Below are 20,627 nucleotides of genomic sequence, written 5' to 3'. Positions count from 1 at the left end.
TTATAGTTTTTCTTAATTAAAATAAAAATATAATCATTACTGATTGTTTGCAAATCGTGAGAAATTCGTAATTTTACACTATAACAATAATGCAAAGTAATATGAGTGCAACAATAGATAGCAATCCATTATTAGATAAGTTGCCAGAGCATTTAAGGCAATTTATAAAGCCGCAAGACTATAAAGATTACACACCTATAAATCAGGCAGTGTGGCGCTATGTAATGCGTAAAAATGTAGACTATCTTAGTAAAGTTGCCCATAACTCTTACCTTGAAGGTTTAGAGAAAACAGGTATTGAAGTAGATAATATACCAAGTATGTATGGTATGAACCGCATACTTAAAGAAATTGGCTGGGCTGCCGTAGCTGTTGATGGATTTATTCCGCCGAATGCTTTTATGGAGTTTCAGGCTTATAATGTATTGGTTATCGCATCAGATATTCGCCAACTAGAGCATATAGAGTATACGCCCGCACCCGATATTATTCATGAAGGAGCAGGACACGCACCTATTATTGCTAATCCAGAATATGCTGAGTATTTACGTCGTTTTGGAGAGATAGGCTGTAAAGCAATATCATCGGCAAGAGATTACGAAATGTATGAAGCGATCCGATTATTATCAATACTAAAAGAAGCAGAGGGTACACCGCAAGATGAGATTGATGCTATTGAAAAACGAGTAGAAGACTTACAAAATGATATGGGCGAACTGTCTGAAATGGCACTTGTGCGTAACTTACATTGGTGGACAGTAGAGTATGGTCTTATCGGTACTGTTGATGACCCTAAAATATATGGTGCAGGTTTACTTTCTTCTATAGGCGAAAGTGCTTGGTGTATGACAGATAATGTGAAAAAAATGCCATATGATATAAATGCAGCTTATCAAAGTTTTGATATCACAAAGCCACAACCGCAGCTATATGTAACGCCTGATTTTGCTCATCTTAACCAAGTACTCGAAGAGTTTGCTAATAAAATGGCTTTGCGTACAGGTGGTCTTAGCGGTCTTACTAAACTAATACAGTCTAATGCTTTAGGTACTATAGAGCTTAGTACAGGTTTACAGGTTTCGGGTACATTTACTAATGTCATTCAAGATAACGGGAAGCCTATATATATACAAACTACAGGAGCTACAGCATTGTCATATAGAGAAAAAGAACTTGTAGGTCATGGTACATTGTATCATGCCGAAGGTTTTGGCAGCCCAGTTGGAAAACTAAAAGGTATTAACCTTGCTATAGAAGATATGAGTCCGAGAGATTTACAGGCTTATGATATATATGAAGGTGGTCGTGTAACATTAGAGTTTGAGGGCGGTGTAAAGGTATCAGGAGAAATTATAACTGGAACACGTAACTTACAAGGAAAAATAATTATTATCAGTTTTAAAGATTGTACTGTAACACATAACGATACAGTGTTGTTTCAGCCAGAATGGGGTATTTATGATATGGCTGTAGGTAAAAAAGTAATTGCGGCTTTTTCTGGTCCTGCCGATGTAACAAGTTTCGATCTTATTACTCATGTGCCGTCAAGCCAAACAATAAAAGCTAAGAAATCACCTGCAAGAGAAGAGCTAGAGGGGTTATATCAAAAAGTAAGAGGAATTAGAGAAGGTAAAGCAGATAATAAAGAATTGCAAAGCATATTTACCATAGTAAAACAAAATCATCCTAATGATTGGTTGTTATCAGTAGAAATTGCTGAATTGTTACAGAAAAATAATACTACCGAATTACTAAATCAGGTAATGACACATCTTGATGATGTTAAAAATAGACGTCCAGAAATTGTACATTTAGTAGATGGAGGACTCGAACTTATTTTTGAAAAAGAGAAATCACTTGATTAATCAAAAAAGGATGCTTATATAAGCATCCTTTTTTATTTTATATAAGCAGGGTTTATAATAACCCAGCTCTTTTAAGTAGTGCTTCAGGTTTTGGTTCTTGACCTCTAAAGCGTTTGTATAGCGTCATAGGGTGTTCTGTACCACCTTTACTTAGTATGTTTTCCTTAAAAGCAGTAGCTGTTGCGGTATCAAAAATTCCTTTTTCCTGAAATAATTCAAACGTATCAGCATCCAGTACTTCTGCCCATTTGTAGCTATAATAGCCCGATGAATAACCACCCTGGAATATATGACTAAAAGCAGTACTCATAGCATTTTCAGCTACATCAGGATATAACTGTGTGTTAGCAAATTGTTCTGTCTCAAATGTTTTTACATCAGTAATACTACTAGGGTCAAGACTGTGCCAACCCATATCGAGCATCCCAAAGCTAAGTTGCCTTAATGTTGCCATACCTTCTTGAAAACTTGCACTTTCTTTAATCTTTTTGATGTATTCCATCGGTATCATTTCGTCGGTTTTATAGTGGTGCGCAAATAACTCTAACGCCTCAGGCTCATAGCACCAGTTTTCCATTACTTGGCTTGGTAACTCTACAAAATCCCAATATACACTTGTTCCTGATAGGTTAGGGTAAGTTGTGTTGGCAAGCATACCATGCAATGCATGCCCGAACTCATGGAAAAGCGTTGTCACTTCGTTAAAAGTAAGTAAAGATGGTTTAGTTTCGGTAGGTTTAGTAAAGTTACAAACTATAGAAACATGAGGTCTTTCGTTAACCCCATCCTTTATATACTGAGGTTTGTAAGATGTCATCCATGCGCCATTACGTTTTCCTTTTCTTGGGAAGAAATCAGCATAAAAAACAGCGACAAGATTACCATTCTCATCTTTTACCTCATAGGTAGTTACATCTTTATGATATTTGTCAATGTCTTGTACTTCTTCAAATGTGATACCGTATAACTTACCAGCTATGGTAAAAGCACCATTAAGTACTTTCTCTAACTGGAAATAAGGTTTTAGTTTTTCATCATCAAGATTGAAAAGTTTTTGTTTTAGTTTTTCAGAGTAATATGCACTGTCCCATTTTTGAAGCTCATCAATACCATCAATCTCTTTTGCAAATGCGGTTAATTGTTCAAACTCCTTTTGAGCAGCGGGTTTTGCTTTTTCTAAAAGATCATTCGAGAAAGACTTAACCTTTTCGGGATTTTCTGCCATGCGTTCTTCTAAAACAAAATCGGCATGCGATTTATAGCCTAATAGTTGTGCGCGCCCATAACGTAGTTTTACAATCTGTAATACTATTTCCTGATTGTCGTGTTCATTATTTTGAAATCCTTTCGCGCCAAAAGCCAAAGCCATTTTTTTACGAAGCTCACGGTTATCGGCATACGTCATAAAGGGTATATAGCTTGGATAATCTAGCGTAAATACCCAACCTTCTTTCTCCATACTCTTGGCAATTTCTTGCGCCGCTTCAATAACACCTTCGGGTAAACCCGAAAGGTCTTTTTCATCCGTTATATGCAAATGAAAAGCATGAGTTTCTGCCAAAACATTTTCACCAAACTCAAGGCTTAGTTTCGAAAGTTCTTTGTCAATTTCTCTAAGCTTGGTTTTCTTACCTTCAGGTAAGTTAGCGCCATTACGCGAAAAGCTTTTATATGTTTTATCAAGTAATGTTTGCTGTTCCGTTGTCAAGTCAAGCGAGTCTTTTTTATCATATACTGCTTTCACCTTTTCAAATAATTCGGCATTTAATCGTACATCATTACCAAATTCTGATAATAATGGGGAAACCTCTTGCGCTATTTTTTGGATTTCATCATTAGTTTCAGCCGAATGTAGGTTGAAAAATATGCTAGAAGCTCTGTCTAGCATTTCACCACTAAAAGACATGGCTTCTATAGTGTTCTCAAAAGTTGGAGCTTCGGTATTATTTACAATAGCATCAATTTCTGCTTTAGCCGAAGTTATCCCTTCCTGAAAAGCAGGTAAGAAATCGTCGTTTTTTATTTTGCTAAAAGGAGCAGTGTCGTGCTTTGTAGTAAATTTTTGTGTGAGTATATTCATGTGTTTTTTACTTAGATGTTACAAAAACTATTGCTGATTTTTTAAATCTTCCGATGCTTTGTTTACAGCATTTTTAAGTTCTTGTTTGTATGCGATTATTTTTGCTTGAACGAGTTTATCATGGCTCCCTAATATTTGTGCAGCTAATATTCCTGCATTTTTAGCACCATTTAGGGCTACGGTAGCAACGGGTACTCCACCTGGCATTTGCAGTATAGAGAGTACACTATCCCATCCATCAATAGAGTTGCTGGATTTTACAGGAACACCTATAACAGGTAGTGGTGACATAGCAGCAACCATACCCGGTAGGTGAGCTGCACCACCTGCACCCGCAATAATTACCGACACTCCTCTGTTGTGTGCCTCTTTACTGTATTCATATAGCTTTTCGGGTGTACGGTGTGCCGATACAATATCCACCTCTGTATCTATTCCAAACTCTTTTAATATATCTATGGCAGCTTGCATTACCGGCATATCCGATATACTACCCATTATAACTCCTACTTTCATTTTAATTGCTAATTACTTTAATACTGTTTTTAACTTCTTCGGCTATACGCCTTGCTTCATTAATATCCTCATTCACTATGGTTACGTGTCCCATTTTCCTGAAAGGACGTGTTTGCTTCTTTCCGTATATGTGCGGAGTAACGCCGTCTTGACCTAATATTTTTTCTATATTTTCATATACTACATTACCGCTGTAACCTTCTGCACCAACAAGGTTTACCATAATACCAGCTGCTTTACTATCGGTATTACCAAGTGGTAAGTCTAATATAGCGCGCAGATGTTGTTCAAACTGCGATGTATAGCTTGCCTCTATAGAGTAGTGTCCGCTGTTGTGGGGTCTTGGTGCTACCTCGTTTACAACTATTTGGTCGTCCTCTGTTCTAAACATTTCTACAGCCAGTAATCCTACATGGTTAAATGCTTCGGAAACTTTTAAAGCGATATCTCTAGCATCTTCCGAAACAGCATCCGGTATACGTGCTGGGCAGATAACATACTCCACTTGATTGGCTTCTGGGTGAAATTCCATTTCTACCACAGGATAGGTTTTTATTTCTCCAGATGGATTACGTGTTACAATTACCGCAAGCTCATGTATAAAAGGAACCATTACTTCGGCTATGCACTGTACATCGGGTAAACCTTCAAAACTTTCTGCAGATCGAATTACTTTTACACCGTTACCATCATAACCACCCTCGGTACTTTTCCATACAAAAGGCATAAGGATTTGTTCTTCTTCAACTGCCAGCTTCAGGTCGTTTAAGTTTTCAAAACGTCTGTAGTCAGCCGTTGGTATTTTATTAGCGATGTAAAAGTCCTTCTGGTCGCCTTTGTTTTGTATTTGTTTTAAAGTAGCAGGCGATGGATATACTTTTATCCCCTCGCTTTCTAATTTTTCGAGTGCAGCTACGTTTACATGCTCTATCTCAAAAGTAAGTACATCAACTTGTTTCCCGAAGTTGTAAACGGTATCAAAATCCATCAGGCTACCCTGAAAGAATTTGTTACTACCTATTTTACAAGGAGCTTCATCACTCGGGTCGAGTACGTAGGTTTGTATATCAAATTTTCGGGTTTCGGTAAGCAGCATTTTTCCAAGTTGTCCGCCACCTAAAATTCCCAGTTTAAAATCAGAAGAAAAGTAGTTCATTTGTCGTGTTGTTGTTAGCAGTGTCAAAGATACTTAAAGCCATAAAATTTTGCTATTAAATGACAAAGTTTATAAAGTATGTTATAACGTAAGGGTAGGGTGTCAAGATGTTTTTAATAGTTTTTACTAATATGAAAATATGAAATAAGCCTACTGTAGTAAGATACTGTTGTATATTTGCGCCAAATTTATATTAGCTATGGAAAAGGGCGATGCGGATAAAAAAGAGTCAACATTCTTAAAAAAGAATCCGTCACTTAAAATCCGCGAATTTCTTTCGTTTTTAAGTATACGATTCGGGCTTATTTTTGCGCTGAACATGCAGATAACCATTGTTTTTTATTGGGTTTACCAAATAACAAACGATAAATTATCACTTGGACTAGTAGGCTTAGCAGAGGTAATACCTGCTATTGGTTTTTCACTCTTTGCAGGACATTTTGTCGATTTGATGGAGAAAAGAAAAATGGTACTAGTCTGTATTTCCGCATACATACTGCTAGGGCTAAGTCTTTTTGCGCTTACTACACCGTATGTGTTTGATGCTTTAGGGCTTAATACTACCCTTTACTTAATTTATTTTTTTGTGTTTTGCGGTGGGGTTATTCGTTCGTTTATGGGGCCTTCGGTATTTTCATTATTTGGACTTATAGTACCTCGAAAGAATTATGCTAATGCTACCAGTTGGGGTAGTATGGCATGGCAAATGGGGTCTGTAATAGGACCACTTACAGCAGGGATACTTATTGCGTTCGACGGCGTAATTGCTGGGATGCTTGCTGTGGTTATAGTAGAGGTATTGTTATTAATCCCGATACTTTCTATAAGCGTAAAGCCGATATTGAAAAAAGAAAAAGAGCCTGTATTAAAAAGCCTTACCATGGGTATACGCTTTGTGTTAAAAACACCAGAATTGTTAGGAGCACAATTACTCGATATGTTCTCGGTGCTGTTTGGTGGTGCGGTTGCATTATTGCCGGTATATCAAAAAGAAATATTACATGTAGATGAGGTGGGCTTTGGTATTCTTCGTGCTGCACCTGGTATAGGAGCATTACTTACTATGGCGATACTGGCTTTCTTACCTTTAAAAACTTATCCCGGTAGGAAGTTGTTTATGGCAGTTACAGGGTTTGCTTTGTCGATTATAATATTTGGTATTTCTACTAATTTTATACTCTCATTTTTTATGCTACTCTTTTCAGGTATGTTCGATGCTGTGAGTGTAGTGGTACGAAGCACGATACTTCAGCTTGTAACTCCAGACCATATGCGTGGGCGTGTAGCATCGGTAAATACTATGTTTATAAGCTCTTCTAACGAATTAGGTGATTTTGAAAGTGGTGTTATGGCACATTGGTTAGGTACAGTACGAGCTGTTGTAGTAGGTGGCTGCCTTACACTAGGAGTGGTTGCAGTAACTTTTTTCAGTGCACCACAGCTTCGCAGATTTGGTTTTGAAGAAGAAGAGGAAACAGATGATTAATGTTTTTTTTGCTGTCTTGCTATTTTTCGTAAAACATCTTTAGCAGTTGCTTTATAAGCAGCGGTGTGTTTAGAAAAATCAAGTTCTAGTATTGGCTGTAATTCAGGATATATCCATTCGTTACTTTTACCTAAAAGATATAGCGACTGTATGGCATATACTTTTGCAGCTACTTTTTCATCAGGATTAATTACCCAGTCAAAGCAGGCTTCCGTTATTTGTTGTAATTGCTTATCGTTTAAGAAATTAATGTCTTTAGCATGATGCTTTATAGCAAATGTACATACTTTAGCTATAGGACGTATGGCGCTATCATTTTTTAAAAGAGGTAATGTATTACAAAATTCGGTCAAATGTTCTTTAAGCCATGTAATTCTAGCTTCGCAAACTAATTCTAGTATCCAGCAGGCTTTATGGTGGTTTTTATCATTTATATCAAAAGCGATATTTATTAAATCGGGAAACAAGCCTTTGTCACTGAGTACCACCTTAGATAGCTCATCACGAATACTGCGACGTGCATTACTATTTATTATTTTGGTGTAAAAGGTAGTGTGCATAATTAAAGCAAAACTCGAAAATTACAAAAACACCTTAAATATCTCAATATTTAGCTATAATAATTTTATAAAATAAACTACAGTTTATAAAGAGCTGTACTGTAATTAGTATATTTGCAAATTATTGATAATAATTACAAGAAATTGATACAGCTTCACGATAAACACTTTGTACCTTTTATAGATGCCGCTACTATTGATGCTGCTATTGCCCGAATGGCAAAGCAAGTAGAGGATGATATGGCAGATGAAACCCCAGTTTTTGTAGGCGTGCTTAATGGTGCGTTTATGGTAGTTTCAGACTTTATGAAACATTATAAAAAACCGTGCGAAGTAAGTTTTGTAAAACTAGCTTCTTATGAGGGTACTACATCTACTAATGATGTGAAGCAACTGATAGGTCTTAATCAAAGCTTAGAAGGAAAAACCGTTGTAATAATAGAGGATATAGTAGATACAGGAAATACGGTTATAGAACTCAAAAAAATGTTTGAAGCACAAAAAGTAAAGTCGCTAAAAATAGCAACATTATTTTTTAAACCTGAAGCATATACTAAAGATGTAAAACTCGATTATATAGGGTTCGAAATCCCTAATAAATTTATAGTAGGGTTTGGGTTAGACTATGACGAGCTGGGGCGTAACTTACCCGAAGTTTACCAATTAAAATAACAAACAACAATAACAACAACAATGATTAATATCGTATTATTCGGGAAACCGGGAGCAGGAAAAGGAACACAGGCAGAATTTTTAAAAACGAAATACAACCTGACGCATATTTCTACAGGAGATGTTTTTCGATATAACCTCAAGAATGATACCCAACTAGGTAAAGAAGCTAGAGTGTTTATAGATAAAGGAGATCTTGTGCCTGACTCTATTACCATAAAAATGTTGCAGGATGAGGTAGAGAAACATACTGATACTGCAGGTTTTCTTTTTGATGGTTTTCCTAGAACGATTGCACAAGCACAGGCATTAGATGCTTTTTTAGCAACTAAAGACTGGAAAGTAACAGGTACAGTAGCACTAGAGGCAGATGACGAAATATTAATACAACGCCTTTTAGAGCGTGGTAAAACAAGCGGAAGAGTAGACGATCAAGATGAGAGTCTAATAAGAAACCGTTACCAAGAATATAATGAGAAAACAGCTCCTTTAATGGATTACTATAAAAGCCAGCATAAATTTTATGCAGTAAATGGTATAGGGTCTATTGCAGAGGTAACCGAAAGGTTGAGTTTGGTAATAGATAAGCTTAACTAAAATTTCAGCGATTGGAAATAGCCATAATATTATTCCTAATACTACTTAATGGTGTTTTCTCCATGTCGGAGATTGCACTGATTTCTGCTAGGAAAAACCGTTTAGAGTCAGCCGCAAAAAAAGGGAATACCAGCGCAATTGCTGCTTTAAATTTAGCCAACTCACCCAATAAATTTTTATCTACAGTACAAATAGGCATTACACTTATAGGTATTCTTACGGGTATTTATAGTGGTGATAAGGTAACTGGAGATGTTGAAGCATTTTTTATGCAATATGAGTTATTTACACCTTATGCAGAAAATTTGGCGGTAATAGTGGTTGTAGTGATACTAACATTTTTCTCGTTAGTACTAGGTGAGCTATTACCAAAAAGGATAGGGCTTATTTATCCTGAGGCTATAGCTAAGTTAGTAGCTTTGCCAATGAAGTATGTATCTATAGCTACAGCACCTTTTATATGGTTATTGGTTTCATCTACTGATTTCTTGATGAAAATATTTAACATTCGCCCTACGGCAGATGGTAAAGTAACCGAAGAAGAAATTAAAGCTATTATTAAAGAAGGAACAGAGGGAGGAGAAGTACAGGAAATAGAGCACGATATAATGGAGCGTGTTTTTCATATTGGCGACAGGAAAGTAAATTCGCTAATGACGCACCGAAAATCAGTAGCCTATCTTACGTTTCAATCAGATAAAGCCCGTATTAAAGAAATAATGCTTGAAGAGATGCATTCGGTTTACCCCGTGTGCGAAGATAATCTTGACGACGTAGTAGGTATGGTGTCATTAAAAGATATGTTTTCCAATTATGAAAAGCCAGGCTTTAACCTGAAGAATATAACTACAGAGCCTGTATACCTTATAGAGCATACTTCGGCATATAAAGCCTTAGAGATATTTAAAAAGACAAGAGTACATTATGCTTTTGTAACTGATGAATATGGTGTTTTCCAAGGAATTATAACACTTAACGATATACTGGAAGCACTTGTAGGAGACGCCTCTGATTTTTATGATGATGAATTTCAATTAGTAGCCAATCCAGATGGTACTTGGACGGTTGATGGGCATTACCCATTACACGACTTCTTGACCTACTTTGACTTAGATGAGCTTACAGGCGATTATGAAGTAACTACTGTAAGCGGTCTTATTATGACAGAGCTTTCCTATATACCTAAAGCGGGCGAAAAGCTGTCTTGGAATTTATATGAATTGGAAGTTCTTAAAATGGATGGCGTTAAGATTGATAAGGTAAGAGTACGGTCGATTAAAGAATAATTAAACAATATACTAAGTATGTAAAAAGTAAAGGGAGGTTTTAAAACCTCCCTTTACTTTTTTGTTTTATAGATAAGTTCATTTACTTTTCCTCTAGTACAACCTGAGCTTCAACGGCTACTTCGCTCCAAGTTTTACTAACGCCATCAGCTCCTGTGTGTAATACTTCACAGGCTTTATTAATAGACGCTATAGCATTTAACGCATCCCAATTCTCTAAATTCATTACACCTTTAAAAGTGTAGTGATTTTCTGAAGTCATCTCTTGTGTTAAAAAAATGTTGGCCGTTTTTCCATTTAATGTTACATCTATAGAGCACTTTCCGTCTTCATAAACGTTAAAAGTACCAGAGATAAATTCGGTATTTTTCATCACGCCAAAGAAAAACCCAAGTATTTTAGGGTCTCTTGTTTCTGTAGCATCATTTGTATATAAACTATTTACAGGAATTTTAAATGTAGTGCCATTTAAAGCAGCTAGAGGAGTGTCTCCTGTTGTTGTGTTGGTAATTTCAATTTTCTTAAACTCACCGCCTACAGGTACTTTATCGGTTGTTTTATAAGCTGTAAAACTAACTTTTGTAGCTTCTTTAACTAAAGAAAATTTACCAGTTGTAGTATTGTTTTCTTGGTTTTCTGTTTCAGTAGTTACTGATTTCTCTTTTTCTTGTTTACAGCTATATGTTGTGCTTAACGCTATAGCTAGGCATAAAAATGCGATTTTTTTCATGAGAATTATTATTTTCTATTTCTGCTAAATTACAATTATTTCGATACATTATTGAGCTTTAAATATGCTGTTTTATGGCTTTAAGGCATTATTAGCGAAAACGTGTACGGTGTATCTGTAATTCGTCTCAATTCGTTTCATAAAAATAATGTACTTTTGCAGGCTGAAACGTTGCATGGCAAACTTTAAAATAAAAAAATGACAGAAGGGAATTTTGTAGATTATGTAAAGATTTATATAGCCTCTGGTAAAGGAGGTAAGGGATCTACACACCTACATAGAGAAAAATTTATTGATAAAGGTGGTCCTGATGGTGGCGATGGTGGTCGTGGTGGTCATGTGTACCTTGTGGGGAATAGAGGACTATGGACACTATTTCACTTAAAATTTGCACGCCATGTAAAAGCGGGTCACGGTGGCGATGGTAGTAGTGCGCGTAGTACTGGTGCCGATGGAGAAGATAAGTATATCGAAGTACCATTGGGAACTGTAGTGCGTGATAAAGAGACCAATGAAGTGCTTTTTGAAATAACTGAAGATGGTGAAAAACGAATAGTAGCCAAAGGAGGTAAAGGGGGGTTAGGTAACTGGCATTTTCGTAGTTCTACCAACCAAACACCACGTTATGCACAGCCTGGTATACCAGGTGAGCAGTTAGATGTGATCTTAGAGCTTAAGGTGCTTGCCGATGTAGGTTTAGTAGGTTTCCCAAATGCAGGAAAATCAACACTACTTTCGGTACTTACTTCGGCTAAGCCTAAAATTGCCGATTATCCTTTTACGACACTAAAACCTAATTTAGGTATTGTGGCATATAGAGATTATAAATCATTTGTAATTGCTGATATACCAGGGATTATAGAAGGCGCAGCAGAGGGTAAAGGCTTAGGGCATTATTTTTTGAGACATATAGAGCGTAACTCTACATTATTATTTCTTGTTCCTGCTGATGCCGAAGATGTAAAGAAAGAATATGATATTCTGCTTGATGAACTTAGGCGATATAACCCAGAAATGCTTGATAAAGATAGGCTAGTGGTAGTGTCTAAAAGTGATATGCTAGATGAAGAATTAAAAGCAGAAATGAAAGCACAGCTAGATGAGGAGTTTAAAGGAATACCTTATATGTTTATTTCATCGGTAGCACAACAAGGGCTTGTCGAGTTAAAAGATAAACTTTGGCAAATGCTTAATGTATAAATGTATATTTTGAGATAAAAACAAGAAAGGCGCTGATAATGCGCCTTTCTTGTTTTTAAATTTTATAATACGTAATTATTTTACGAAATTCTCAAAAAAAGCTATCTTCGCATTACAAAAAATAAAATCTTAGAGGTGTAATTATGTAACATTTAGTTGTGTTATTATACTTATGATTTATAACTATTAACTTTATTTAGTCAGATTAATGAAAAAACTAATTTTATTCGTAACCCTGTTTGTACTGGTATTGCCAGTAAAAGCAGACGAGGGAATGTGGTTCCTGATGCATATTGAGCGTCTTAACTACAGAGATATGCAAAAAATGGGACTTCAGCTTACTCCCGATGAAATTTATAGCATAAACAACCATAGTCTTAAAGATGCTATTGTACAGTTTGATGGAGGTTGTACTGCAGAGGTTATTTCTAAAGAAGGTTTGGTTTTAACCAACCACCACTGTGGATATGATGCTATAGCAGAACTTTCTACTCCCGAAGCTAACTATCTTAAAGATGGTTTTTGGGCATCAACACGTCAAGGAGAGCTAAAACCAAGTTCATTATACGTGCGTTTCTTTGTAAGAATGGACGATGTATCTGAAAGGATGCTTAGTAAGGTAAACGACCAAATGACAGAAGCTGAAAGAGAAAGAGCTCTTAATCAAGAAATCGCCCTTATTGAAAAAGAAAATAACGAAGGCGGAAAATATACTGTTTCTGTACGTTCATTTTTTCAAGGTAATGAATATTACTATTTCGTATATCAAGATTATACAGATGTACGTTTAGTAGGTAACCCACCAGAAAGTATTGGTAAGTTTGGTGGAGATACAGATAACTGGGAGTGGCCACGCCATACAGGAGATTTCTCTATGTTCCGTATTTATGCAGATAAAGATGGTAACCCAGCAGAATATTCTACAGACAATGTGCCATTAACGCCTAAACATTACCTTCCTGTAAGTATGAAAGGTGTTCAGGAAAACGACTTTGCTATGATATTAGGTTATCCTGGACGTACTAACCGTTGGATGCCATCTGGTGGTATCGAGCAAAACGTTAAGTTTGCTTACCCTGCATGGGTAGAGGCTTCTAAGCGAGGTATGGACAAGATGAAGGTACACATGGATGAGAGTGATCAAGTACGTCTTAACTATGCATCACAATATGCACAGGTAGCTAACTACTGGAAAAATCGTCAAGGTATGATAGACGCACTTACTAAACATAAGACTGCTGAAACTAAAGCCAAAGATGAAAAGAAATTTAACAAGTGGGCAAATAAAAAAGCTAATAAAGAAAAGTATGGTAATGTTATCGCTACGATAAACAATTACTATTCTAAAACTAACGAAAAGGCACGTCATGATAATTACCTAATTGGGTTATTGCGTACTAGTACTTATGCAGTGTTACCATATAGTTTAGGTAGAGGACTTCAGGCCTATGCAAGTTCTAACGAGAATGGTCGTGCTGCTATGCTTCCTCAAATAGAAGAAGGTGTAAACGAAGCATATAAAACATTATACTTACCATTAGAAAAAGACGTGCTTGCTGCACAGCTTAACCTGTATGCAACAAAATCGTCAGGTTACCCAATAGCATCATATATTGATGAAATAGGTAAGGGAGTTGATTATGATTATACTGCTTTTGTAAACAATGCATTTGATGCTAGTATTTTTACTACTAAAGAAAAGATAATGTCATGGATACAAAATCCTGATGCAGAGGTGTTAAATAATGATCCGTTATACAAGCTATCTAATGCTATTATTACGCAGTATAGAGCTAAAACAGATGAGCAAGCACAACTTGAAGCAGATTATGCAAAAGCATTCCGTTTATTAGTACAAGGTATGCGTGAAGCTAACCCAAAAGAAAAATATTATCCAGACGCTAATAGTACACTACGTTTAACGTATGGTAAAGTAAGATCGTTGCCTGCAGATGCAAGAAACGATGCTAAGGTAAACTACTATACTACTATGCAAGGTGAGGTTGCAAAATACAAACCAAACGATCAGGAGTTTGATCTTCCTAAAAGATTGTTAGAACTGTATAACAAAAAAGATTTTGGTCAGTATGCAGATAAAGATGGATATATGCCAGTAAACTTCCTTACGGATAATGATATCACAGGAGGTAACTCAGGTTCTCCAGTACTTAATGGTAAAGGTGAGCTTATAGGTCTTGCATTTGACGGGAATATCGAAGCTATGGCAGGCGATGTTATTTTTGATAAAGATTTACAACGTACCATAAATGTTGATATTCGTTATGTACTTTGGGTTATTGACAAGTATGCAGGTGCTAAACACATTGTTGACGAAATGACACTCGTTCGTTAATTATATAATTATTAGTTCAAATTAAAAACGTTCCGCAAATTGCGGAACGTTTTTTTTATTTTCATAATCACTGGTAGTTTTGTTACTTTTGGAGAAATTAATTACAAACATGCGTACACATTTTATTGCTATAGGCGGTGCTGCCATGCATAACCTTGCATTGGCACTTCATGAAAAAGGATATAAAGTAACAGGTAGCGACGATGCTATATTTGAGCCATCGCGTACACGCTTGGATAATAAAGGTTTATTACCTGCCGAAATGGGGTGGTTTCCAGAAAAAATAACCACAGCTATAGAGGCAGTAATACTAGGTATGCATGCCAAGGCTGATAACCCTGAATTACTAAAAGCACAAGAATTAGGACTTAAAATATATTCTTATCCTGAGTTTTTATATGAGCAGTGTAAAGATAAAACACGTGTTGTAATAGGTGGGTCGCATGGTAAGACCACGATTACCAGTATGATACTTCATGTAATGCATTATCATGATATAGATGTAGATTATATGGTGGGGGCACAGCTTGAAGGATTTGATACTATGGTACGCCTTACAGCAGATAATGATTTTATTGTTTTAGAAGGTGACGAATACCTTTCATCTCCTATGGATCGCCGACCAAAATTCCATTTGTACCAGCCCAATATTGCACTGATAAGTGGTATAGCATGGGATCATATTAATGTGTTTCCTACCTATGAAAATTATGTAGAACAGTTTGATATATTTATTCAGCAGATAACCAATGGTGGTATTCTAGTTTATAACGAAAATGACCCCGAAGTAAAGCGTGTAGCCGAAGCATCGACCAATCCTATACGTAAATTGCCTTATCAAACGCCTGAATATTCGGTGCAAAATGGTGTAACCTATCTTGAAACACCCGAAGGACCAATGCCAATAGAAGTATTTGGGGCGCATAACCTTAATAATCTTGCTGGAGCAAAATGGATATGCCAAAATATGGGAGTAGATGAAGCTGATTTTTATGAGGCTATTGCCACCTTTAAAGGAGCGAGTAAGCGTCTTGAAAAAATAGCTGAAAATGGTAAGAATGTAGCCTATAAAGATTTTGCCCATTCACCAAGTAAAGTGGCAGCAACTACTAAGGCAGTAAAAGAACAGTACCCTGACCATACTCTTGTTGCTTGTCTTGAGTTGCATACTTACAGCAGCCTTAATGCCGAGTTTCTAAAGGAGTATGAAGGTGCACTAGATAGTGCCGATGTAGCAGTAGTATTCTACTCGCCAGATGCGGTAAAAATAAAGCAGCTTGAAGAGGTTACTTATGAGCAAATAGCCAAAGCCTTTAATCGAGAAGATTTAATAATTTATACGAATCCTGCGGAGTTTAAAGACTATCTTTTTAATTTAGAAAAGCAGAATAAAGGTACTGCATTACTGCTTATGAGTTCTGGTAATTATGGAGGACTTAATTTTGATGAAGTTAAAACGCTTATTTAAAAAGTATGATCAAAGTAAATTAAAAAATAAGGGAGCTATTAGCTCCCTTATTTTTTATACCTATAATGTCCTGAGAGCGTATAACTGAAAAGGCAATCTTCCAGTACTTGTCCGCTCCCTATGTTATGTACTATCATATAACGTTTCCCATCTCTTGATTTTCGGTTTATTACAATACCTATGTGGGGAAGCCTGTCATTAAGCATCCATGTCACAATGTCGCCAGGTTTATAGTCGATAGCATTTTTAGTAACAGGTATAGATGTTCCTTTTCGTGTAAAAAATGTTTGTAAGTTGGGGACACGCCTATGATCAATATTAGTATCTGTCGATTTCATTCCCCAGTTCTTAGGATATTTCAAAAAGTTAGCTTTCATATCCTCATGTACCTCTTTTTGCAAGTCAATACCCAGTTTGCGGTACGCACGTATTACTACATCGGTACATACGCCTATGTTTTTGGGGACATCGCCATTAGGGTAGGGTATCTTACGATAGCTGCCATCATAGTGTACATAATCTTTAGTAAGGCTTATTGCTGCGTCAGATAGCTTTTCTGAAAAAGTATCCTGTACGGGGCTTAATAGTAAGAATAAAAAGGGTATAATATATTTCATATCAGTTGGTTTATTATCAAAACGTAAGAATATTCATGTGTAGTATAGCTATTTTGTAAAAAAACTTATATTAGCAGTTATAGTTTAAACCTTATGGAAGAAACACAAAGTCCCTTTTCGATAAAATATTGGGCAGAAGATGATAAACCTCGTGAAAAGTTAATGCAAAAGGGCAAAGCAGCCCTTAGTGATGCCGAACTAATCGCAATACTTATTGGTTCAGGTAGCCGTAACGAAAGTGCAGTAGAACTGAGCAAACGCATACTGGCAAGTGTAGATAATAACTTGAATGCATTGGGTAAGCTTTCGTTACAACAGCTTATGCAGTTTAAAGGAATAGGAGAAGCAAAAGGTATAAGTATTGTAGCAGCAATGGAGCTGGGTCGCAGACGTAGGGAAGAGGGTGCACTCGATTTAAAGAAAATAACGTCTAGTAAGGCTGTTTTCGAGATAATGCAACCCATAATAGGCGAGTTACCCCATGAAGAATTCTGGGTTATTTATCTTAATAATTCGAATAAAGTAATTTATAAAAATCAGCTTAGTAAAGGTGGTATTACAGGTACAGTAGTAGATGTTCGTATAGTGTTTAAAACAGCGTTAGAGCAAAATGCAGTTGGGATTATTTTAGCGCATAATCATCCTTCGGGAAACTTACAGCCGAGTGATGAAGATAAAAATATAACACGTCAATTAAAAGCAGCAGGACATAGTCTTAGTATTGCTGTACTCGACCATGTAATCGTAACCGAAAAAGATTATTGTAGTTTTGCCGACGAAGGTATACTTTAACAATTATTGTGATTTTATAATCCCTGCTTTTTGAGTAACTTGCAGGGCATATAAATATTCCTGCATGATAAGCACAAGAAATATTCAGTTTTCTTACGGAAAAGAAACAGTATTCAATTTTCCCGATATAATAGCACAAAGTGGTAATACACTACTTATAACAGGTGGTTCGGGTAAAGGGAAAACTACGTTGTTACATTTGCTTGGCGGTTTACTAAAACCACAGTCGGGTGAGATATTAATTGAAGAGACCAATATTGCTACATTATCCGATAAAAAATTAGACCATTTTCGCGGAAAAAATATAGGGTTAGTATTACAACAAGCCTATTTTGTAGAATCGCTTAGTGTGGAGGAGAATGTTGTTTTGGCGTCATGGCTTGCCACAGGTAAACAAGCAACGGAAAAAGCCCGTCAAATACTAGAACAGTTGCGGCTTAAGGACCAAATGCATAAACTACCATCGCAACTCAGTATTGGGCAGCAACAGCGTGTTTCTATAGCACGTGCGCTGATAAACGAACCAAAATTACTTTTAGCAGATGAGCCAACCTCAAGCCTCGACGATGAAAATGCTTTTTTAGTTGCCGATATGCTTTCTAGTTTGGCAAAACAATATGGTACAGCATTAGTAATTGTAACGCACGACCAAAGGCTAAAAGACCGTTTTTCTAACCAAATTACCTTATCATGATTACAAAAATAGCTTGGAGAAATATTTGGTTTAAACCATTAAATACACTACTTAGTATAATATTGCTTACAGCAAGTGTAGCTATCATTACACTGCTTATACTTTTGCAGGAGCAGTTTGAAAAGAAATTTAATAGTAATATAGATGGAATCGATCTTGTGCTTGGAGCAAAAGGCAGCCCGCTACAATTAATACTCTCATCAGTATATCAAGTAGATGCTCCTACTGGTAATATCAACTATATAGAAGCTAAAAAATGGATGGATAACCCATTTGTAGAAACGGCTATACCACTTGCTTTTGGCGATAATTATAGAGGTTTCCGTATTGTGGGTACTACACCTGATTATCTTGATAAATATGGTGCAGATATAAAAGAAGGAAAAGTTTTTACTGAAAATTTTGAAGTAGTAGTAGGTAGCGCTATAGCCGAGAAAATGCAACTTAAAATAGGCGATACATTTTTTGGTTCACATGGCGATAGCGAAGAAGGGGAAGTGCATAAAAATCATGCTTATAAAGTAGTAGGTATTGCTTCTAAAACAGATAAAATTGTCGATAACCTCATATTGTGTACTATACCCAGTGTATGGGCAATGCACGACCACGAGCATACCGAAGGCGAAGCACACGACCATGATGCACATGACCATCATGATGATGAAGCCGTAACTGAAGATGTACACAATCATGACGAGCACATGCATGATGAAGATAATGCAGCACACGATCATAATCACGATGCAGTAGCTTCAGCAGACAATCACGATGACCATGACCACGAAGCAGAAGATACTCATATAAGTGAAGAAGGTAAAGAAATAACAGCCGTGTTATTGAAAATGAAAAATAAAATGGCTATTTTTTCTTGGCAACGTATTATACCTATGAATACTAAAATGCAGGCAGCATCACCTGGGCTTGAAATAAGCCGTCTATTTTCGCTATTTGGTATTGGTTTACAAGCATTACAGTATTTAGCTTATGGTATTATGCTTATATCAGGTATTAGTATATTTATCGCACTTTACAATACTTTAAAAGAAAGAAAATACGAATTTGCCCTATTGCGCGTTAATGGTGCAAGTCGTTTTCAGTTATTAGCATTAGTGCTTATAGAAAGTTTGTTGTTATGTATTACAGGCTTTTTGTTTGGAACGATTGTTGGGAGAGTAGCGTTAGTGCTTATCTCGGGTTCATCAGAAGAAGAATTTAAAATGTCGTTTAACCCCTTCGAGTTTGTTTGGGAGAAAGAAGGATATTTATTCCTGCTCACTATCTTTGTAGGTATTCTGGCAGCCGTGATTCCGGCAGTAAAAGCATATAGTTTAAACATATCAAAAACACTCGCAAATGCGTAAAACATTTTTTATTTTATCAATACTCATTATATCAGGTTTTTTTCTAACAGCCTTAAGTACTCCTCCTAGTACAACTGTGGGGCATTCATATAACAAAATTACAGCAGATGCTAGTGTGTTTGCCGATACGCTAAGTTGGAAATTATTAGGGCGCATTCAATATGAGAAAAAACCTAGTAAAGATTATCCAGAAGGGGTAATGTATCCAAAAATTAATAGCACATTAAAAACCAAGAATAAAAAACCAATAGTAATGAGTGGTTTTATTATCCCTATTGATAATAAAAACTATGCTTTGAGCAAAAATGTATTTGCATCTTGTTTTTTCTGTGGACAGGCAGGACCTGAAACTATTATGGGTATAAAATTTAAAGACCCTTCAATACGACTTAAAACCGATCAATATGTAACCTTAAAAGGAACTTTTCGTTATAACGATAATGATGTTGATGACTGGATTTATCATATAGAGAATGCTGTTATTGTAAAAGGGGACTAATGAGGATAAGTGATAAAAAGGCAGTTTTTTTTGATCTCGATCATACACTATGGGATTTTGAAAAGAATTCAGCATTGGCATTCGAAACGATACTGACTAAGCATAATGTAGGTGTCGATATCTCAGCGTTTTTAGAGCACTATGTGCCGATAAATCTCAAATATTGGAAACTGTATAGAGATGGTAAAATCACACAGCAAGAACTTCGTTACGGAAGGTTTAAAGATGCTTTTGATATTCTTGGTTTCACTATCAATAATAATCTAATTGATGTCCTTTCGGATGATTATATAAAGCATTTACCAATGTATAATTATTTGTATGAAGGAGCTGTAGATATATTAGAGTATTTAAAACCGAAATACAGTTTGCATATCATCACTAATGGTTTTCATGAGGTGCAAGATGGCAAGCTTAAAAATTCAAATATCCATCATTATTTTGAAACGGTAACCAACTCCGAGTTAGCAGGATGTAAAAAACCGCATCCTGATATTTTTGAATATGCACTAAAAGCTGCCAATGCCCAAAAACACACCAGTATAATGATAGGTGACTGTATAGAAGCAGATGTACAGGGTGCTTTAGATTACGGGCTTGATGCCATATATTTTAATGAGTTTAACAAACAAGTTCATACCTCTGTTAAACAAATAAATCATTTGCTTGATATTAAAAATTTATTATAACCAAAT

General features: G+C 36.1%; 19 protein-coding genes. 13 read left to right on the top strand and 6 right to left on the bottom strand.

All coding sequences use genetic code 11. The features are described from left to right. Window positions 1-101 precede the first annotated feature (101 nt). A complete protein-coding gene (locus tag DVK85_RS02935; protein ID WP_114678965.1) occupies window positions 102-1,865 on the top strand; it encodes an aromatic amino acid hydroxylase in 1,764 nt (587 codons plus the stop codon). A 52-nt stretch (window positions 1,866-1,917) separates the two neighbouring features. Here DVK85_RS02935 and DVK85_RS02930 read toward each other — a convergent pair whose 3' ends face one another. The 3 genes from DVK85_RS02930 to DVK85_RS02920 are packed head-to-tail and all read right to left on the bottom strand — an operon-like array spanning window position 1,918 to window position 5,617. Next, complete coding sequence (locus DVK85_RS02930; RefSeq protein WP_114676998.1) at window positions 1,918-3,945, bottom strand: M3 family metallopeptidase; 2,028 nt, start codon at window positions 3,943-3,945, stop codon at window positions 1,918-1,920. A 27-nt stretch (window positions 3,946-3,972) separates the two neighbouring features. Further along, on the bottom strand, window positions 3,973-4,461 hold the full coding sequence (gene purE / locus DVK85_RS02925; RefSeq protein WP_114676997.1) for a 5-(carboxyamino)imidazole ribonucleotide mutase: 489 nt from the start codon (window positions 4,459-4,461) through the stop codon (window positions 3,973-3,975). Between the two features lies 1 nt (window position 4,462). Then, on the bottom strand, window positions 4,463-5,617 hold the full coding sequence (locus DVK85_RS02920) for a 5-(carboxyamino)imidazole ribonucleotide synthase (RefSeq protein WP_114676996.1): 1,155 nt from the start codon (window positions 5,615-5,617) through the stop codon (window positions 4,463-4,465). 199 nt (window positions 5,618-5,816) lie between these two features. On the opposite strand from DVK85_RS02920, the gene DVK85_RS02915 reads away from it, so the two are divergent. Then, a complete protein-coding gene (locus DVK85_RS02915; RefSeq protein WP_114676995.1) occupies window positions 5,817-7,103 on the top strand; it encodes an MFS transporter in 1,287 nt (428 codons plus the stop codon). On the opposite strand, the gene DVK85_RS02910 is transcribed toward DVK85_RS02915, so the two are convergent. Continuing rightward, a complete protein-coding gene (locus DVK85_RS02910; protein ID WP_114676994.1) occupies window positions 7,100-7,663 on the bottom strand; it encodes a hypothetical protein in 564 nt (187 codons plus the stop codon). The genes DVK85_RS02915 and DVK85_RS02910 overlap by 4 nt on opposite strands. A 144-nt stretch (window positions 7,664-7,807) precedes the next feature. On the opposite strand from DVK85_RS02910, the gene hpt reads away from it, so the two are divergent. From hpt to DVK85_RS02900, 3 genes are read left to right on the top strand one after another with little or no spacing between them, the layout of a single operon-like run. Next, the gene (hpt, locus tag DVK85_RS13635) at window positions 7,808-8,335 is read left to right on the top strand and encodes a hypoxanthine phosphoribosyltransferase (RefSeq protein WP_240339561.1); all 528 of its coding nucleotides are present in this window, start codon (window positions 7,808-7,810) and stop codon (window positions 8,333-8,335) included. Window positions 8,336-8,356: 21 nt separating this feature from the next. Next, window positions 8,357-8,932, top strand: coding sequence for an adenylate kinase (locus DVK85_RS13630; RefSeq protein WP_240339560.1), 576 nt, complete (start codon window positions 8,357-8,359; stop codon window positions 8,930-8,932). An 11-nt stretch (window positions 8,933-8,943) separates the two neighbouring features. Further along, the gene (locus DVK85_RS02900; protein WP_114676993.1) at window positions 8,944-10,218 is read left to right on the top strand and encodes a hemolysin family protein; all 1,275 of its coding nucleotides are present in this window, start codon (window positions 8,944-8,946) and stop codon (window positions 10,216-10,218) included. An 82-nt stretch (window positions 10,219-10,300) separates the two neighbouring features. Here the strand turns inward: DVK85_RS02900 and DVK85_RS02895 are convergent, their stop codons facing one another. Next, on the bottom strand, window positions 10,301-10,948 hold the full coding sequence (locus DVK85_RS02895) for a hypothetical protein (protein WP_114676992.1): 648 nt from the start codon (window positions 10,946-10,948) through the stop codon (window positions 10,301-10,303). Window positions 10,949-11,146: 198 nt separating this feature from the next. Between DVK85_RS02895 and obgE the strand changes: the two genes are divergently transcribed. The 3 genes from obgE (at window position 11,147) to DVK85_RS02880 (ending at window position 15,969) form a co-directional block, all read left to right on the top strand. Then, on the top strand, window positions 11,147-12,148 hold the full coding sequence (obgE, locus tag DVK85_RS02890) for a GTPase ObgE (protein ID WP_114676991.1): 1,002 nt from the start codon (window positions 11,147-11,149) through the stop codon (window positions 12,146-12,148). 208 nt (window positions 12,149-12,356) lie between these two features. Next, entirely contained in the window at window positions 12,357-14,501 is a 2,145-nt protein-coding gene (locus tag DVK85_RS02885) for a S46 family peptidase (protein WP_114676990.1), read from the top strand. Between the two features lie 109 nt (window positions 14,502-14,610). Next, the gene (locus DVK85_RS02880) at window positions 14,611-15,969 is read left to right on the top strand and encodes a UDP-N-acetylmuramate--L-alanine ligase (protein WP_114676989.1); all 1,359 of its coding nucleotides are present in this window, start codon (window positions 14,611-14,613) and stop codon (window positions 15,967-15,969) included. Between the two features lie 47 nt (window positions 15,970-16,016). Here the strand turns inward: DVK85_RS02880 and DVK85_RS02875 are convergent, their stop codons facing one another. Next, on the bottom strand, window positions 16,017-16,586 hold the full coding sequence (locus DVK85_RS02875; RefSeq protein ID WP_114676988.1) for a DUF1287 domain-containing protein: 570 nt from the start codon (window positions 16,584-16,586) through the stop codon (window positions 16,017-16,019). 93 nt (window positions 16,587-16,679) lie between these two features. Between DVK85_RS02875 and radC the strand changes: the two genes are divergently transcribed. The 5 genes from radC (at window position 16,680) to DVK85_RS02850 (ending at window position 20,621) form a co-directional block, all read left to right on the top strand. Then, window positions 16,680-17,378: a RadC family protein gene (gene radC / locus DVK85_RS02870; protein WP_114676987.1), complete on the top strand. Its 699-nt coding sequence runs from the start codon at window positions 16,680-16,682 to the stop codon at window positions 17,376-17,378. Window positions 17,379-17,442: 64 nt separating this feature from the next. Then, window positions 17,443-18,072: an ABC transporter ATP-binding protein gene (locus DVK85_RS02865; protein WP_114676986.1), complete on the top strand. Its 630-nt coding sequence runs from the start codon at window positions 17,443-17,445 to the stop codon at window positions 18,070-18,072. Next, a complete protein-coding gene (locus DVK85_RS02860) occupies window positions 18,069-19,433 on the top strand; it encodes an ABC transporter permease (RefSeq protein ID WP_114676985.1) in 1,365 nt (454 codons plus the stop codon). The genes DVK85_RS02865 and DVK85_RS02860 overlap by 4 nt, the downstream gene beginning before the upstream one ends. After that, window positions 19,426-19,932 (top strand): hypothetical protein, encoded by a 507-nt coding sequence (locus DVK85_RS02855; protein WP_114676984.1) that lies wholly within the window; start codon window positions 19,426-19,428, stop codon window positions 19,930-19,932. The genes DVK85_RS02860 and DVK85_RS02855 overlap by 8 nt, the downstream gene beginning before the upstream one ends. Next, window positions 19,932-20,621: a YjjG family noncanonical pyrimidine nucleotidase gene (locus DVK85_RS02850; protein WP_114676983.1), complete on the top strand. Its 690-nt coding sequence runs from the start codon at window positions 19,932-19,934 to the stop codon at window positions 20,619-20,621. Before DVK85_RS02855 ends, DVK85_RS02850 begins: the two co-directional genes overlap by 1 nt. The last annotated feature ends 6 nt before the right edge of the window (window positions 20,622-20,627 follow it).

This window comes from Flavobacterium arcticum, assembly GCF_003344925.1.
Classification (GTDB): Bacteria; Bacteroidota; Bacteroidia; order Flavobacteriales; family Flavobacteriaceae; genus Flavobacterium; species Flavobacterium arcticum.
Note: the sequence above shows the minus strand (reverse complement) of the source record. Positions and strands in the feature narration are given on the sequence as shown.

Bases quoted from the DNA above. Each gene is read 5' to 3' on its own strand.
- DVK85_RS02935 (WP_114678965.1), top strand. From the start codon at position 102: ATGAGTGCAACAATAGATAGCAATCCATTATTAGATAAGTTGCCAGAG.
- DVK85_RS02930 (WP_114676998.1), bottom strand. From the start codon at position 3,945: ATGAATATACTCACACAAAAATTTACTACAAAGCACGACACTGCTCCT.
- purE (WP_114676997.1), bottom strand. From the start codon at position 4,461: ATGAAAGTAGGAGTTATAATGGGTAGTATATCGGATATGCCGGTAATG.
- DVK85_RS02920 (WP_114676996.1), bottom strand. From the start codon at position 5,617: ATGAACTACTTTTCTTCTGATTTTAAACTGGGAATTTTAGGTGGCGGA.
- DVK85_RS02915 (WP_114676995.1), top strand. From the start codon at position 5,817: ATGGAAAAGGGCGATGCGGATAAAAAAGAGTCAACATTCTTAAAAAAG.
- DVK85_RS02910 (WP_114676994.1), bottom strand. From the start codon at position 7,663: ATGCACACTACCTTTTACACCAAAATAATAAATAGTAATGCACGTCGC.
- DVK85_RS13630 (WP_240339560.1), top strand. From the start codon at position 8,357: ATGATTAATATCGTATTATTCGGGAAACCGGGAGCAGGAAAAGGAACA.
- DVK85_RS02895 (WP_114676992.1), bottom strand. From the start codon at position 10,948: ATGAAAAAAATCGCATTTTTATGCCTAGCTATAGCGTTAAGCACAACA.
- obgE (WP_114676991.1), top strand. From the start codon at position 11,147: ATGACAGAAGGGAATTTTGTAGATTATGTAAAGATTTATATAGCCTCT.
- DVK85_RS02885 (WP_114676990.1), top strand. From the start codon at position 12,357: ATGAAAAAACTAATTTTATTCGTAACCCTGTTTGTACTGGTATTGCCA.
- DVK85_RS02880 (WP_114676989.1), top strand. From the start codon at position 14,611: ATGCGTACACATTTTATTGCTATAGGCGGTGCTGCCATGCATAACCTT.
- DVK85_RS02875 (WP_114676988.1), bottom strand. From the start codon at position 16,586: ATGAAATATATTATACCCTTTTTATTCTTACTATTAAGCCCCGTACAG.
- radC (WP_114676987.1), top strand. From the start codon at position 16,680: ATGGAAGAAACACAAAGTCCCTTTTCGATAAAATATTGGGCAGAAGAT.
- DVK85_RS02865 (WP_114676986.1), top strand. From the start codon at position 17,443: ATGATAAGCACAAGAAATATTCAGTTTTCTTACGGAAAAGAAACAGTA.
- DVK85_RS02860 (WP_114676985.1), top strand. From the start codon at position 18,069: ATGATTACAAAAATAGCTTGGAGAAATATTTGGTTTAAACCATTAAAT.
- DVK85_RS02855 (WP_114676984.1), top strand. From the start codon at position 19,426: ATGCGTAAAACATTTTTTATTTTATCAATACTCATTATATCAGGTTTT.
- DVK85_RS02850 (WP_114676983.1), top strand. From the start codon at position 19,932: ATGAGGATAAGTGATAAAAAGGCAGTTTTTTTTGATCTCGATCATACA.